Raw genomic sequence first — 15420 nt, forward strand, 5'->3', positions numbered from 1 at the left:
TGATCGTTGAACGGCTTGTCTGTTCACGCGTGACCGTCTCCCGGTCTGCACGAAAATGGTTGTTGTGAACAACCGCAGAACCGGTTCGATTCGCTGGAGTTGATGCTATCGGGGAAGGCGCGCCGGGACACTTCTACATAGGGTCAGTGCCGACATGCTTAGGTGTGAGGTGGGGTATACACAGGTATAGGTAGAGGGCCGTCAAACGGGCCGATTGAACGCACTTTCGATGCAGGTGATGAGTTCGCCGCAAGGGAAAGGTTTGGGGAAGTAGGCGAGCGGCTCGGGGAATGCTGCGTCGACCTGTGGCGGTGGCCCTTGATAGCCAGTGATGAAAATGATCGGGATGCGGATGCCTCGGGCGCACAGTGCGTCGTACATCTGGATGCCGGACAGGCCGGGCATCTGGATGTCCGAGATGATGCAGCCGGGGCGGGGCGGTGCAGTCATCGCCAGAAAAGCCTCCGCGTTCGGGTACAACTGCACGGTGTAGCCGTGCGAACGCAACAGGCTGTCCAGCGCCATGCGCACGGATTCATCATCATCGACAACCGAAACAACAGCGGTGTGGGACATTGCTTTACCAGGGCTGATCTCGGGTAGCCCGTCAAGGACGCCCGCCATTCCCGCACCATACGCCGCTCGGTCCGGCGGCGTACTTATACGTGTGTATAGCGACAGTGTTTGAACTTCTCCGAGCCCGGTGCCATTGCAGCGTGTGGCGTCAGCGGGAGAACCGGCTGCGGTATTCCCGTGGCGAGACCGAGAGGTGACGATAGAAGGTGTCGCGCATGCGTTCTTCGTCGCCGAAGCCGCACAGCAGAGCGATCTGGTCGATGTTGCGCTGAGAGTCTTCGAGCATCCGTCGCGCAGCTTCCAGGCGAAACAGCTCGAGCGCCTTCGCCGGCGTGCGACCAACCTTGCGCTTGTAAACCCGCGCGAAATTGCGCGGGCTCATCTGCGCCTGCCGGGCCAGGGATTCGACGTTCAGGTGAGTGTCGCCGAGGTTTTCGCTGATCCACAGGTGCAATTCGTCGAAGCAGCCTCTGTCGTCGATCTGCGATTGCAGCAACTGGCTGAACTGCGCCTGACCGCCGGGACGCTTGAGAAAAACCACCAACTCCCGTGCCACCTGCAACGCTACCGGGCGGCCGCAATCGGCCTCGACCAGCGCCAGCGCCATGTCGATTCCGGTGGTGACCCCGGCGGAAGTCCAGACTTTGCCTTGCTGGATGTAGATCGCATCAAGGTCGACATCGACACTCGGAAAACCACCCTTGAGCATGTCGCACATTCCCCAGTGGGTGGTCGCGCGCAATCCTTCCAGCAGCCCGGCCTGGGCCAGCAGAAAAGTGCCGCTGCACACCGAGGCGGTACGTCTGGCTTTGACTGATGCCGCGCGCAGCCAGTCCACCAGCGCAACGTTGTCGAGCATGGCCTGACGGATGTTCGGCGCACCGGGCACGATCAGCGTATCGATCGCGGTCTCGTCAAAGGTGTGCAGGGTCAGGGTGTCGACCGACAACCCTTCGGCGGTGGCAATCAATCCGCCGTCGAGGCTTGCGGTGTGTATCGCGTAGCCAGGCAAACCGCGTTCAGCCCTGGCTTTGGACGCTGCCCAGAACACGGTCTGTGCGCCGGTCAGGTCCAGCAAGCCCATTTGGGGATACGCCAGGAACACCAGCGTGCGCGGTTGCGCGAGCAGACAGGTGAGCGGGTCGGGTTGGTGAAAAATAGAGTTCATGACGGCTTTGAAGGCTAAGTGACCGCCAGTTTTCGACGATCCGGTGTGGCGTAGTGTCCGCGTTTGCGGGCAGGAGCGCGAATATACATTGGTATGGGGCACAGCCACTTCAGCGCCGGTCGTACTCGCTCAATCCGGCGCAAACCCTATACCCGCGTATGGTGTTGGCCGTCGTGGTCGCGATGCACACTCGATTTCAAGGAGCGCTATTTCGCTCTTGCGGCATTCCTCCGAGAAATCCTGACTCAGCCAAAAGGAAAGCGACCATGTCTACCTATCTGAACCACTCCCAACAAACCAGCACAGCCACCAGCCTGCCGTTCACCTCGAACTTCGGTCAGGCCCAGGAGCTGGTGCCTTCGCGCTACGCACTGCAGGTCGGCGACATCGACGTGGTGGTGATCAGCGATGGCGTGCTGCCGCTGCCGACCTCGACCATGTCGACCAATGCCGATCCGCAGGCTCGCGCCGCGTGGTTCAAGGACATGTTCCTGGGGCCGGACGCGTTCGACTGGGCACTCAACGTGCTGGTGGTGCGCAGCGGCGAGCAGATCATTCTGGTCGACGCGGGCCTGGGCGGGCAGTTTCCCGGCTTCCCTCGGGCCGGCCAGCTGCCGAAACGGCTGGAAGCGGCCGGAATCGATCTGGCAGCCGTGACCGACATCGTGATCACGCACATGCACATGGACCATGTCGGCGGTCTGCTGGTGGATGAAGTGAAGAGCCGGCTGCGTCCGGACGTGCGCATCCACGTCTCGGTGAAAGAGGTCGAGTTCTGGGAGACGCCGGACTTCACCCAGACCGTCATGCCGGCGCCGGTGCCTGACGTTTTGCGCGCGACGGCCAATCAGTTCATCAACGATTACCGCCGCCAGGTGCGTACCTTCGAGGATGAATACGAAGTGGCGCCGGGTGTGGTCGTGAAACTCACCGGCGGCCATACGCCGGGGCACAGCATTGTCTACGTCAACTCCGGCGGCGAACGCCTGACCTTTGCCGGCGACGCCTTGTTTCCGGTGGCCTTCGAGCACCCGGAATGGCACAACGGTTTCGAGCATGATCCTGATGAATCGGTGCGTGTTCGCGTGCGCCTGATGCGCGAGGCGGCGGCGAGCGGTGAGTGGTTTGTCGCCACCCACCTGCCGTTCCCTTCGGTAGGCCGAGTGGCGGTCGATGGCGATGCGTTCCGCTGGATCGCAGCGTTCTGGGATTACTGATCGGCTTTGGCGGCCCGGCTGCATTTGGCCGGGCTCGATAAAAATCAGGCCCCGCAAGTTCATCACTTGCGGGGCCTTTTTTGTTTTGAGGTTTATCGGTCGGGCAGGGAAGCGGCTCTTTTTTGGTGCTCAACGTCCGCGCAACAGCGCCTGCGCGATGCAGGCCAGCAGTGCCTCGGTATGGAAGGGTTTGGAGAAATAGCCTTCCGGCGTCTTCACACGGGTGCTGAACTCGGGGGGCAGGCCTGGCTTGCCGGTGATGAAGATCGTCGGAATATGGATCTTCCTGGCCGCCAGCGCCTCGTACATTTCGACCCCGCACATGCCGGGCATCTGAATATCCGAAATCAGACACCCGGTCTGCTCTGGCGCGCTGGATTCAAGAAATGCCAAAGCGCTGGTGAAAGTCTTGACTGTATAACCGCAAGACCGCAGCAAACTGTCCAGTGAAACCAGAACAAGTTCGTCATCATCGACAACTGAAATAATAGCTGAGTTGAACATGGGGGAAACCTTGCGTCTTTTGCGGGTGGCTGTAGCGCCCGCCATACTTGCAAGATACGCTTTCAAAAATTGTGGAATAGTATACGTGCGTATGTTTGGTTGGTTTTTTGTTAGTTGCGACAGTTAATCAATTATTCAGGAAACAAGTGGTTGTTGATTAACGAAAGAAAATAACCGTTATGCCGAGTGCAGGCCTCGAAAAGTTGCCGGCTGGCGTAGTCGTTGTTGGCAATTGCGCTGGCGCGACAGTCGCGGAACAAGGCGTCGGCAGCCCGTAGCGTTCGCAGGGCGCGATCGATGCCTTTCAGGCAGTCGGCGAAACACAAAGGCTCTGCCGCGTCATTGAGGCGATATAGCGCGTCACGCTGGGCATGGCCGCCCAGGTCTGTGATGCCGGTGACGAGAAAGTCGGCGTATCGGGTATTGGCATTCAACAGTCTGCGCAACAGTGTCTGCACCGGCAAAAAGCTGACGGTGCGCAATGTCTGCTGGCTGTGTCTGAGTCGCGCCAGAATGCCCAGCGTAGCACCCAGGGTCTGGGTCAACGCGTCGATGATTTCCACGCGTTCAGCGGTTGATAACGAGGTGTGCGTACCATAGCGGCTGACGCAAGGCGGGTGACTGACAAGATACAGTGTGTGCGGTGCGTTCATGACCACCGTCTCCGGCTAGCGCTCGGGCGCGATTGAATGTTGTGATTGCAGCAGCGGACTCCATTGCTCCTGGTTGTCCGGGCGCCGGTAGTAAACAACCATGCGCCGGGCGACCTGCATGGCCAGATCGCGACCGTTGTCGGCCTCGACCAGCGCCAGCGCCAGATCGATCCCCGCACTGACGCCGGCGGAAGTCCACACCGATTCCTGGCGGACGAAAATCGCTTCGCGATCCAGTTCGACCTTGGGGTACAGCCGCTCGAACATGTCAGCCATCAACCAGTGTGTCGCCACGCGCAGGCCATCGAGCAAGCCCGCCTGGGCCAGGAAAAAAGCGCCGCTGCACACCGACGTCGTACGGCTGGCCGTGGCTGAGGTGACGCGCAACCAGTCCACCAGTGGCGCGTTGTCGAGCATGGCCTGGCGGATGGACGCCGAGCCCGGAACAATCAGCGTATTGATCGGCTCGTCGCTTAGCTCATCCAGCCGCCGGGTTTGCACCACCAGGCCTTCGCCGGACCGCACCGGCCCGCCTTGCAGGCTCGCGGTGTGCAAGGCATAACCGGGCAAACCGAGTTGCGCCAGTCTGCAGGTCGCTGCCCAGAACACGGTCTGGGCACCGGTCAGATCCAGCAGGCCCATTTGCGGGTACGCGACGAAAACGACGGTACGGCCTGATTGCGGGGTTTCGGGTCCAGCGCCAGGGTTTGTACTTTCGATAGGCAATGCTGATCTCCATATCGCCACCGGGCGACATCAGGGGTGGATGACGGTCATTGATCGTGTTCGAGCGCAGCCAATGGAATCGCAAACACAAACTGCGTGCCGACGCCCTCGGTGCTGTTGACCCAGATGCGCCCGCCGTGGAATTCAATGATCGAGCGGCAGATCGAGAGCCCCATGCCCAGGCCCGTTGGCTTGGTCGTGAAGAACGGATCGAACAGTGAAGGCAGGATGTCTTCGGCAATGCCGACGCCGGAGTCGGCGATTTCAAGCACGGCCTCGTTGTGCAGGAGCGAGGTGGTGATCCGCAGCGTCCGGGCCCGTTCATGCACGTTGGCCATGGCCTGGCAGGCATTGATGATCAGATTGATGATGACTTGCTGCAGCTGCACCCGGTCGCCTTTGATCAGTGCGCTGCGAGTGCCCAGTTGGGCGTGCGGGCGAACCTCATGGAAGCAGATGTCATGCTGCATCAGCGTCAGCGAGTCACTGACGATGTCGTCGAACACTTCGACATTGCGCTGCACCTCGCTGTGGCGCGACAAGGCCCGGATACAGGCGATGACATCGGAAACCCTGACGGAGTTTTGAATGATCCGGTCCAGCGAACGGCGCGCCTCTTCCAGGTTCGGCTCGGGACGGTTGATCCAGCGCTTGCAGGATTCGCCGCTGGTGATGACCGCCGCCAGCGGCTGATTGATTTCGTGGGCAATCGACGCGGCCAGTTCGCCCATCGACGTCAGGCGCGTGACGTGGGCGAGGGTGGCTTGCGAGTGAAACAGCGCCTCTTCGGACTGTTTGCTGGCGGTCACGTCCATCAGCGCCCCGGCGTATTCCGTGCGCCCGCGATGCCTGGGCATGGGGCTGGCGATCATCTGTACATGCTTGATCCGGCCATCGGGCATGACCAGCCGATGCTCTGCTTCGATCAGCTCCTGCCGGCGCGCGAACTGGTCCAGCACCTGATCGATCACCGGCAAGTCATCCGGATGGGTGCGTGACTTGACCAGGGCGAGTGTCGGGGTGACGCTCGGCGGATACTCGAAAATGCGTGAGGACTCTTCCGACCAGGACAAGGACACGCTGACGTTCTTGTCGATGATGAAACCGATACTGCCGGTGTGACTGAGTTTCTGTGCGCCGAGAAAGAACGCTTCCTTGCGCCGCAGCGTTTCGGTGGCGCGTTTGCTGCGCAGTGCCAGCAGGGAAATGGTCGTCAGCGCGATCACGCACCTGACGAATCCGGCGATGCCCCGGTGATCGCGATAGCCTTCGTCGACCAGGAAGTCGGCAGTCAGCAGCGTGAGGCAACCCAGCGCGACGGCCAGGAATACCGGAACCGGGAAGATGTTCGCGGACATGAACACCAGCGTGATGTAGAACAACGTCGGCGCAACATCCAGATCAAGGTACGCGTTGGTGATATAGATCATGCTGCCGACCGCAATGGCGGCCAGCCAGGCGAAGGCGTCTGAGCAAAGAAGTTGTGCGCGACGTTTGATGATAGACATTTATTCTTCCAGATTTTTGCTATCGGACGGCAGGTCGTGTTCTTTCGATGAAGCAGGCAAACGCTATGAAAGGCGTATTAATGAAGAGGTTTAAAGTCTGAAGTTGTTTTTCAGGCATGACGGTTGTTGGCGACTGTCGGTCATTCACCAATCGTTGTATTGAGTAATGTTTATTTGAATAAAGATGTTATTCGAAGACTTATTCTCTGGCACCGCTGCATTGGGTCAATCGAAGTATGACTGTGTATGAAAGGGATATACCTAAGTGTTAGTTGCGCCGGGTCTGTCGATGTCTTGTCTGATGGCACAAGCATGCGCCATCCCGGCAATCCTGAGCCGTACCGTATCGGTTCATCCGGTCACCGATTGACAGGCTGCGCCGCGATGACTTCGGCCATGCGTACCAAATCGGCAAAAGAGCGCGCGCCCATCTTGCGCATGGCCTGGCCCCGGTGGATCTTCACGGTGATTTCACTGAGGCCGATTTCTCCGGCGATCTGCTTGTTCATCAGGCCCGAGGCTGCCAGCGCCATGACCGTCTGCTCACGGGGTGTCAGCGTCCCATGGCGTGCGCGCAGCTCATCGGCATGTCGCCCGGACTCGCGACGCTGCTTGTCCCGCGAGTGCGCGGCACACACTGCATCGATCAGGTCTTGCTCGCGAAACGGTTTGGTCAGGAAGTCCACCGCGCCGGCTTTCATGGCGCGCACCGTCATGGCGATATCGCCGTGTCCGGTGATGAACACGATCGGCACGTTGATGCCGGCGGCGGCCAGTTCACTCTGGAAATCCAGGCCGCTGCTGCCTTGCAGGCGCACGTCGAGCACCAGGCAACTGACGGTGTCCGGACGCTGATATTTCATGAATTCGGCGACCGACCCGAACAGTTCGACCTTAAGGCCAATGGAACGCAACAGGCTGCCGAGGGATTCGCGCAGCGCTGCATCGTCGTCGACGATGAATACCACCGGCTCGCTGGGGGTGTTGCTGATGGGATTGTTGTTCATTGCTTTTTTCCCAAGAGTTATGACGTTGTGGGTCTCGTCGTGGTATCGGCGAGGACCCATCAAGAATATGCGAATCCCTCGGCACGGGGGCCTGTGTTTGCTCGTTCAAGTTTATGCCCGACCAAAGGCACGGTCATGCTGCAGGTGTGGGCGGGGGAGCAGATAAACGGTTCAGCATCGTAGTGGCGCGGCACTCCGTCAGCTAGGACAAAAAACCCGAAAAAACCGCCATCGCAGCGGTCTTTTCGCGGCCGGATACAGCCACCCGTATCAAACGGTTCATACGCAAGTATCAAAACACTCACCTAACGCATGATCTCGCTGACCCCAAGTACCACAGACGCCCGGCAGGCTCGCCCTTAACCTTTATGAGCTCTCCGTCGATCTCAATGGCCGCGTGCCGGGTGGTGAACTTCATGAACAGAAATGATCTCCGTCGTGTCGACATCCATCTGCTGGTGGTCTTCGAGACGCTGATGCATGAGCGCAATGTCAGCCGGGTCGGCGAGAAGCTGTTTCTCGGTCAACCGACCATCAGTGCGGCATTGGGCCGTTTGCGCGTACTTTTCGACGACCCCTTGTTCGTGCGCGCGGGGAGGGTGATGGAGCCGACGGCGCGGGCCGAGGAGATTTTCGCCAACCTGACGCCGGCGCTGGATGGCGTGGTCGCGGCGTTGAGCCGTTGCCAGCCCTTCGAGCCGGGCACCAGCGAGGCGACCTTTCAGGTGGGCCTGTCCGACGATGTCGAATATGCGTTGCTCCCGCGACTGCTGCGCCAACTGCGTATCGAGGCGCCGAACATTGCCCTGGTGGTGTTGCGCGTCGATCAGCAGCAGATGTCGCAGCGGCTGTTCAATGGCGAGATCTCTCTGGGGATCAGCCCTACGCTCGATCTGCCGGCCAACGCCCGACGCAAGAGTCTGCGGTCGATCCGGCCGATGCTTTTGCGCTCGGACATGCGCCCGGGACTGCTGGCGCTCGATGAATTCTGCGAGCGACCGCACGCCATCGTGTCGTCCATGGGCAAGGCCAGGGATGACACCGACCACGCGCTGGACCTGCTCGGGCGTCGGCGCAAAGTGGTGCTGGCAGTGCCGCAGTTCAGTGCCTTGCCAAGGTTGTTGGCGCAGAGCGACATGCTGGTTATCGTGCCGGATTACGTGGCCAGGGCCATGGCCTCGGTTGAGGGTATCAGGGCCGAACCGGCCCCTCTGTTGCTGCCATCGCGGGAGCTTTCCATGGTCTGGCGTGCCGCTGCGCACAACGATTGCGCTCAGCGTTGGCTGCGTTCGCGTTGCCAGGCGTTTTTCGGCACGCCGATCGAGTTGCAGGTAGTGCCCAAGCTGCGCCCGGCGTTGCCCGTCGATCAGACGTTGATGATGGCGCGGTAGATAACTGCAACGGCTGTGTCATTCGCTCAATAAAAAAGCTCCGACTTGATCGGAGCTTTTCTTTTTACGGGGTTTTACGCGGCTTGCCGTGGGGGCGCGGACCCGGCACATCACGCATTGATGAACGCCAGAAGGTCCGCGTTGATGGTGTCGCCGTTCGTGGTGCACATGCCATGGGGCAGGCCGGGGTAGGTTTTCAGCGTGCCGTGCTTGAGCAGTTTGATCGACAGATGGGCCGAATCCGCGATCGGCACGATCTGGTCATCTTCGCCGTGCAATACCAAGGTCGGCACATCGATGTTTTTCAGGTCATCCGTGAAGTCGGTTTCGGAGAATGCGCTGATGCAGTCGTACTGCGCCTTGATCCCGCCGTTCATGCCCTGACGCCACCAGTTTTCGACGATCGCTTCAGACACTTTCGCGCCGGGGCGATTGAAGCCGTAAAACGGGCCGCTCGGAAAGTCGCGATAAAACTGGCTGCGGTTCTGCGCGAGTGCTTTGCGCAGTCCGTCAAACACTTCCATTGCAAGGCCGCCGGGATTTTTTGCGGTGCGCAGCATGATCGGCGGCACGGCGCCGATCAGCACGGCCTTGGCCACCCGGCCGCGACCATGCCGCGCCACGTAGCGCGCCACTTCACCGCCGCCGGTGGAGTGGCCGATGTGCACGGCGTTGCGGATGTTCAGGTGCGCCATCAACTCGGCAACGTCGGCGGCGTAGGTGTCCATTTCGTTGCCCGTGGCGGTCTGCGAAGAGCGACCATGGCCACGTCGATCATGGGCGATGACGCGAAAGCCCTTGCTGAGGAAAAACAGCATTTGCGCATCCCAGTCATCACTGGAAAGGGGCCAGCCGTGATGGAAAACGATCGGCTGGCCCTGGCCCCAGTCCTTGTAGAAAATCTGCGTGCCATCTTTGACGGTAAGCATTCCCGAGCCACTGCCGTTGCCGGCGCTTTTGCTGACCCCTGACGCGGATGCCGGTGTCTGCTGCGTCGCCAGCGCCGGTAATGCCACCGCCAGGGTCGCGGCCATGGCTCCCGTCGTGATCAAGCCAGACGCGTGGTTCCGTTTTTCTCGTCAGTCATTTTGAACACCCATTGAGTTATTGAAGTCGCACAGGCGGCGCAAGGCTGCTGCCCTGGCCGAAGGCAATCTTTGGGCAAAGGAAAGCCGCTGAATACCAGACATGGGTTTTCGAAATTAACGCTTTGGTATGTAGGTGTGGCGGGAGGAATCTTGGCGGGGTTGGCGCGTCCCTGCGCCCGGACAGCTTAGAAGGTGTATTTGGCCGTCAACATCATGTTGCGCGGCGTGCCATAGCTGTCGCCGCCGTAGCTGACGGAGTTGGCGATGGTGGAGTAGTACTTGCGGTCGAAGATGTTGTTGGCGTTGAGTTGCAGGTCGAGGTTGTCATTGACCCGGTAGCCGGCCATCAGGTCGGTCACGGCGTACGCGCCTTGCTTGAGTCGGTAGTTGCCGCCATCAAGCAGTTCGATGTCGTTGTACATGCGGCTCTGCCAGGAGATGTTGCCGCCCACACGCAGTTTTTCCAGCGGGCCCTGGAAGTTGTAGCGGGTGGTGAGTTTGAACAGGTGTTCCGGGGTGTCGGTGTCGAACTGCTTGTTGACGTTCTGCGGGTTCGCCTCGTCCTTGATGGTGTGCGTGCGGGCGTAGGTGTAGCCGCCGCCGATCTGCCAGTTGTCGGTGAGCGCGCCTTGCAGTTCGAAGTCGATACCCTGGCTGCGGATCTCGCCGGAGGCCTCATAGCAGGAAGACTGCGGGCAGTTCGGCACGAACACTTGTACCGCGCGGTTTTCCTGATCGACACGGAACACGGCGAGGCTGGCGTTCAGCGCGCCGCCCAGGTATTCGCCCTTGATGCCGACCTCGTAGTTCTTGCCCACGATCGGCTTGACCGGGTTACCCGAGGTGCCCTTGTTGCTCTGCGGGGTGAAGATGTCGCTGTAGCTGGCGTATACCGAATGATGGTCGTCCAGCTCGTAGATCAGGCCGGCGTAGCGGGTGACGTTGCGGGTGACTTTGTAGTCGCCGTTGCCATCGCGGTTGTCGTAGTCGTACCAGTCCAGACGCCCGCCGAGGATCAGCTTCAGCGGGTCGGCCAGGCTCAGGCGGGTGGTCAGGTACACGCCGTCCTGAGTGGTGACTTCACGCCCGTTGTCGGTGTGGACGAAGTCCGGTTTGCCGGCGTTGATCGGCCAGTTGGTGTCGTACGGCGAGTAGTTGTGGGTGGTCAGGTCGTAGATGCGTTTGCTGGCGCCGACCACCAGTTCATGGCTACGTCCGAAGGCTTCGAACGGGCCGCTGAAGAAGGCGTCCAGACCGGCCTGGTTTTCATCGGCCTTGGACTGGTAAACCGTGCGGGCCAGGGTGTTGTTGACCCAGCGCGACTGGTACGAGCCGGAGAACAGTGCGTTCTGCTCGGAATAGTTGGCGTTGACCTGCAGCTTCCAGTCGTTGGCCAGTTGCTGACGGATCTCGGCGAAGACGGTGTTGATTTCCTGATCCTTGTCCTCCCAGGAAGTGCCGGGGTTATACGAGCGCGGCAGGTCGAGGTGATGACCGTCGAGGCCGATCATTGATGAACCCCAAAAGTAGTTGGTCCTGTCCTTCTGGTGCGAGAAGCCGAGGGTCAGGGTGGTGTCTTCGCTCAGATCGGCTTCGGTGACGGCGTAGAACAGGTTGTGTTGCTCGTCGACGTCATCGATGAAGCTGTTGGCGTCGTGGTAGGACGTGACCACCCGGCCGCGCAGGGTGCCGCTGTCGTTGAGCGGGCTGGAAGCATCGAGCTCGCCGCGATAGTTGTCCCAGGTCCCGGCGGCGCCGGTCAGCGTGACGCGCTGCTCGGCCAATGGTCGTTTGCGCACCAGGTTGATCGCCGCCGAAGGGTTGCCGGCGCCGGTGACCAGACCGGTCGCCCCCCGAACAACCTCGACCCGATCGAACATCGCCAGATTCGGCTGGGAGCCGACGTTCACGCCGTCGTAGCCGCTCGGAATGCCGTCGTACATCAGGTTGTCGATGTTGAAACCCCGGGCTTTGTAGGCCTGTCGGCCTGGGCCGTTGGAGTAGTCGAGGAACAGACCCGGCGTGGCGTTGACCACGTCATTGATGCTGGTCATCGCCTGATCGTCCATGCGCTGGCGGGTGATGACGGTGACGGCTTGCGGCGTTTCGCGCAGGGTCAACGGCAATTTGGTGGCGGTGGCCATGGTGCCGGTGGTGTATGACTCGGAGCCTTCGGTGGTGCTGCCCAGTTGGGTGGAGGTGATCGCGGTCGCGCCGAGCTCGAGGGTGGCGGGCGGGGCGGTGTCCTGCGCCTCGCGGGTTTCATCGGCCAGCGCCGGGGTCATGACGGCCATGCAGATGGCCATGGACAGGAGATTGCGTGACGGGATGAAACGATGCGGCGAGGTTGGGCGCGACATGAAGGCTTCCTGATTTTTAAATAGCAAACAAAGAGCTGTTGAGAATCATTGCCAATAATTGTGTCAGGGTTTTTTACCGCAACAAAGCGCTTCGTGAAAAAAATGTGAAATTGCGCAACGGGAGAGGGCGGAGGGCTTGAGTCATTACCGAACCGCTCAAGCACGGACGTTGCAGCGCAGACAGCGGAAAAGCCGTTTGTCAGTTTCCAATGCAAACCAACGGGTTGGCGTCTATTTTTGTGGCCGGGTCAGCCAAATGACAGGAGAAATTCTGAAGTCATTGAAGCGAATTCGAACTGGCCCCGTGACGTTGATTTCAGGATGGATCTTGAATGAGGCGCGGAGCGTCGCTCAGGCGATGCGCAACGGAAACCCGCGCCTTTTAACTCGTTAAGGAGAACGCAGATGGCAATCAGCCGAGTCACCGAAACAACCGATAAAACAGCGCTGGTCCAAGCCGAGGTGTACCGCTGGTACAACCTCTTTTTCCCGTGGTCGCGCGGCGTGGCTTCCCAGTCGGAAGACGCGATAAAGCCTTTGTACGATGCCCTGGCGAACGATTTCCGGGTGGTGCTCACGGACGGTCAGATCATGGACCGGGAGAACTACTGGGAGCGCCTTTGGGGCCTGCACGGCAAGCGTGCCGGAAGCCCCGAATCGCACATCATCAATCTCTCGATCACGCCGCTTCCCGGTGACTGCTTCCTGACGGTTTTCGACCTGGTCAAGAACGGGATCACCAAGAAAAAAGTCGACTCGGCGCTGATGCGCCTCGACCCGGATTCGCCATCGGGAATCTCGTGGATTTACGTCCACGAAAGCGAGCACGAGACGTCGTTTGCGTAAATCGTTGAATGACCATTTCGCTCCTCTGGTTGTTTGAACCGGAGGAGCGGCATCGCTCCAACCCTGTAAAAAAAAACCGCCCGAAGCCGTGCATCGGGCGGTTTGCAGGATCAAACAGGGTTGATTCAGATCAACCGCAGGGTGACGTCGATGTTGCCGCGAGTGGCCTTTGAGTAAGGGCAGGTCTGATGCGCAGCGTCCACCAGCGCCTGAGCGACCGAAGGCTCCAGCCCCGGCAGGCTGACACTCAAGCGCGCCTGAAGAAAGAATGCATCGCCGGCCTTGCCCAGATCGATTTCGGTTTCGACCGCCACATCCGCCGGAAGCCTGATCTTCTGTGCCGCGGCTGCCTTGCCCATGGCGCCGATGAAGCAGGCCGACCAACCGGCTGCCAACAGCTGTTCGGGATTGGTGCCACTACCATTTGAACCGGGTGGCGAGAGCTTGATGTCCAGGTTGCCGTCCGAACTGCGCGACGCGCCATCGCGCCCGCCAGTGGTGCGAGTCTTGCCGGTGTACAGCACGGTGTCGATTTGATTGATCATGGAATACCTGCCTGAGTGATGGTTGATGTCGGACAGTGAAGGTTCCGATGGCTCACACTTTTGCATTGGCATGTACCCGGGATGTGTCGTGCAGCGGCGTTTTTGTATCGCTCTGTAGCCTGGCCTGGACATCGGGGACGCGGCAGGCCATTGGTTCCTGTCGTTTATCACGTGGCGATACGCATTGATGGCGTACAGAGGTCGCTGTGCATTGCGCAATAGGGCAGGCTTGCGTCTGCCTGCCTCTTTCGCGATCCGGGCGGATAACCGTTCCCCGCGTCTGCGTCAAAGTGCGGGATTTACCCAGTGCGACGCGTGCGGCTGGCATCTTTGGAAGGTGGGCAGCCAAACTGGCGACTGTATTCCCGGCTGAATTGCGACGGGCTTTCGTAGCCCACACGATAACAGGCGCTCGCCACGTCCAGCCCTTCGCCGAGCAACAGACGGCGGGCTTCCTGCAGGCGCAGTTGTTTCTGATATTGCAGCGGGCTCATGGCCGTCACTGCCTTGAAGCGATGATGCAATGTGGAGTTGCCCAAATTGGCGACCCGGGCGAGTTCTTCGATGCGCAAGGGTTGGGTGTAGTGGTTATTCAACCAATCGATTGCCCGCGTAACCCGACGTGTTTGCGAGTCGCCGAGGGCAAGCTCATACAGACGACGGCCGTGCATGCCGCGTAGAAGGCGGTAATACAGCTCCCGCAGGGCCAGAGGTGCCAGCATGCCGATGTCTTTCGGGGTGTCCAGCAGTCGGACCAGTCGAAGCATGGTTTCCAGCAGGGGCACATCGACCCTTTCAAGGAAAAGGCCCAATTCCGGCTCGTCCGGTACGCCCGAGGGCGGAGCGTCGGCGATGACCTGCGCAATTTCCGTGGCCTCGAAATCGAACCGGATACACAGGTAGGGCGCTTCCGGACTGGCCTTCAGCACGCGCCCGGCAACCGGGAGCGTCACCGAGACCACCAGGTAACTGAGCGGGTCGTAGAGGTAATGATCGTCACCCAGGCTGATTTCTTTTTGTCCTTGCACGATCAGGCAAAGTGCCGGTTTGTGCACGGTATGGATAAGCTCCGAAGGCGCATCGAAACGAATCACATGCAGGGGGGCTATGGCGGTCTCATAGATCCCGGGTGTGGTAAACCGTTGCGTCAGCAGGCGAACCAGATCGTCACGGTAGATGGCGGTGTTCTGAAGGATGAAAGCATCGCTCTGTTCCATTTCAAGGCTCTCACAAGTGTTCATGAGCGTCTGCCTGAAGCTTTTCAGGCAGACGATATTCACCCGACATCATCAAAGTACTCATTGCCGATACAGGATCATTCCGGCGTGATACAGCACGTCGTCATGAAAGTGGCCATCAGCGGTGAAGCCGGTGTCGTCCCAGTACTGGATGTAATCACCAACCAGTTCGTAGCGGCCCTGATAGGCGCTCTTGTTTTTACCACGGGCCTCGTCATAACGACCAGTCGTCAGAAGCTCATGCCGGATGAATCCATCCGCGGTGACCCACATGCCTGCGTAACGATGATCCTGAGTGGTTTGTCTGGCATTTTTCATCAGCTTTTCTCCTCTATTTTCAGACTCAGCCGATACGACCCAAAGCCGTGCGATCAGCGCCGTCTTCGGCAACCCGGAACCCTGGTGTGCGGTCACTGCCGCCTTCACTCACGCGCATGCCGGGAGTTCGGTCAGATCCGTCAGCGGCCAGGTACAGGCCGGTCGAGGAAAGGTTGATCGCGCAGGCCACCATCGCGCCGATCAACAGTGAAAGGGAAAGCCGTTTTGCGTTTTTCATTGTTCAGTCCTCATTGACGTTGTTCATCTGAGCGGCC

General features: G+C 59.9%; 16 protein-coding genes. 3 read left to right on the forward strand and 13 right to left on the reverse strand.

Translation table 11 applies throughout. The features are described 5' to 3' along the window. Positions 1-201: 201 nt before the first annotated feature. A complete protein-coding gene (locus tag ABTV87_RS13430; protein WP_007955198.1) occupies positions 202-576 on the reverse strand; it encodes a response regulator transcription factor in 375 nt (124 codons plus the stop codon). Positions 577-724: 148 nt separating this feature from the next. Next, complete coding sequence (locus ABTV87_RS13435; RefSeq protein WP_433899733.1) at positions 725-1744, reverse strand: GlxA family transcriptional regulator; 1020 nt, start codon at positions 1742-1744, stop codon at positions 725-727. A gap of 266 nt (positions 1745-2010) precedes the next feature. Here ABTV87_RS13435 and ABTV87_RS13440 point away from each other — a divergent pair, with 266 nt between their 5' ends. Then, the gene (locus ABTV87_RS13440; protein ID WP_433899734.1) at positions 2011-2961 is read left to right on the forward strand and encodes an MBL fold metallo-hydrolase; all 951 of its coding nucleotides are present in this window, start codon (positions 2011-2013) and stop codon (positions 2959-2961) included. A gap of 129 nt (positions 2962-3090) precedes the next feature. Here ABTV87_RS13440 and ABTV87_RS13445 read toward each other — a convergent pair whose 3' ends face one another. The 5 genes from ABTV87_RS13445 to ABTV87_RS13465 all read right to left on the reverse strand — a co-directional run bounded on the left by ABTV87_RS13445 (position 3091) and on the right by ABTV87_RS13465 (position 7359). Then, positions 3091-3465: a response regulator transcription factor gene (locus ABTV87_RS13445; RefSeq protein ID WP_433899735.1), complete on the reverse strand. Its 375-nt coding sequence runs from the start codon at positions 3463-3465 to the stop codon at positions 3091-3093. A 131-nt stretch (positions 3466-3596) separates the two neighbouring features. Next, positions 3597-4118, reverse strand: coding sequence for a hypothetical protein (locus tag ABTV87_RS13450; RefSeq protein WP_007955192.1), 522 nt, complete (start codon positions 4116-4118; stop codon positions 3597-3599). A gap of 15 nt (positions 4119-4133) precedes the next feature. After that, positions 4134-4760, reverse strand: a complete 627-nt coding sequence (locus tag ABTV87_RS13455; protein WP_433899736.1) for an AraC family transcriptional regulator — start codon at positions 4758-4760, stop codon at positions 4134-4136. Between the two features lie 131 nt (positions 4761-4891). Further along, positions 4892-6352 (reverse strand): ATP-binding protein, encoded by a 1461-nt coding sequence (locus ABTV87_RS13460; protein ID WP_433899737.1) that lies wholly within the window; start codon positions 6350-6352, stop codon positions 4892-4894. A gap of 359 nt (positions 6353-6711) precedes the next feature. Next, positions 6712-7359: a response regulator transcription factor gene (locus tag ABTV87_RS13465; protein WP_085604284.1), complete on the reverse strand. Its 648-nt coding sequence runs from the start codon at positions 7357-7359 to the stop codon at positions 6712-6714. Positions 7360-7775: 416 nt separating this feature from the next. On the opposite strand from ABTV87_RS13465, the gene ABTV87_RS13470 reads away from it, so the two are divergent. Next, positions 7776-8750, forward strand: coding sequence for a LysR family transcriptional regulator (locus ABTV87_RS13470; protein WP_085605160.1), 975 nt, complete (start codon positions 7776-7778; stop codon positions 8748-8750). 110 nt (positions 8751-8860) lie between these two features. On the opposite strand, the gene ABTV87_RS13475 is transcribed toward ABTV87_RS13470, so the two are convergent. Next, complete coding sequence (locus ABTV87_RS13475; RefSeq protein WP_218191703.1) at positions 8861-9679, reverse strand: alpha/beta fold hydrolase; 819 nt, start codon at positions 9677-9679, stop codon at positions 8861-8863. A 344-nt stretch (positions 9680-10023) separates the two neighbouring features. Beyond that, positions 10024-12198: a TonB-dependent siderophore receptor gene (locus tag ABTV87_RS13480; RefSeq protein WP_433899738.1), complete on the reverse strand. Its 2175-nt coding sequence runs from the start codon at positions 12196-12198 to the stop codon at positions 10024-10026. Positions 12199-12603: 405 nt separating this feature from the next. Here ABTV87_RS13480 and ABTV87_RS13485 point away from each other — a divergent pair, with 405 nt between their 5' ends. Next, the gene (locus ABTV87_RS13485; RefSeq protein ID WP_085604274.1) at positions 12604-13044 is read left to right on the forward strand and encodes a hypothetical protein; all 441 of its coding nucleotides are present in this window, start codon (positions 12604-12606) and stop codon (positions 13042-13044) included. A gap of 125 nt (positions 13045-13169) precedes the next feature. Here ABTV87_RS13485 and ABTV87_RS13490 read toward each other — a convergent pair whose 3' ends face one another. The 4 genes from ABTV87_RS13490 to ABTV87_RS13505 form a co-directional block, all read right to left on the reverse strand. Further along, positions 13170-13589 carry an organic hydroperoxide resistance protein gene (locus ABTV87_RS13490; RefSeq protein ID WP_127797946.1) on the reverse strand — a complete coding sequence of 140 codons (420 nt, stop codon included), beginning with the start codon at positions 13587-13589 and terminating at the stop codon, positions 13170-13172. A 299-nt stretch (positions 13590-13888) separates the two neighbouring features. After that, positions 13889-14806 carry an AraC family transcriptional regulator N-terminal domain-containing protein gene (locus ABTV87_RS13495; RefSeq protein ID WP_433899856.1) on the reverse strand — a complete coding sequence of 306 codons (918 nt, stop codon included), beginning with the start codon at positions 14804-14806 and terminating at the stop codon, positions 13889-13891. Positions 14807-14887: 81 nt separating this feature from the next. Continuing rightward, a complete protein-coding gene (locus ABTV87_RS13500) occupies positions 14888-15145 on the reverse strand; it encodes an Atu4866 domain-containing protein (RefSeq protein ID WP_085604265.1) in 258 nt (85 codons plus the stop codon). Between the two features lie 25 nt (positions 15146-15170). Continuing rightward, positions 15171-15383, reverse strand: a complete 213-nt coding sequence (locus ABTV87_RS13505) for a hypothetical protein (protein ID WP_007955178.1) — start codon at positions 15381-15383, stop codon at positions 15171-15173. Between the last annotated feature and the right edge of the window lie 37 nt (positions 15384-15420).

Source organism: Pseudomonas sp. PSE1(2024), assembly GCF_050990555.1.
Taxonomy (GTDB): domain Bacteria; phylum Pseudomonadota; class Gammaproteobacteria; order Pseudomonadales; family Pseudomonadaceae; genus Aquipseudomonas; species Aquipseudomonas aphyarum.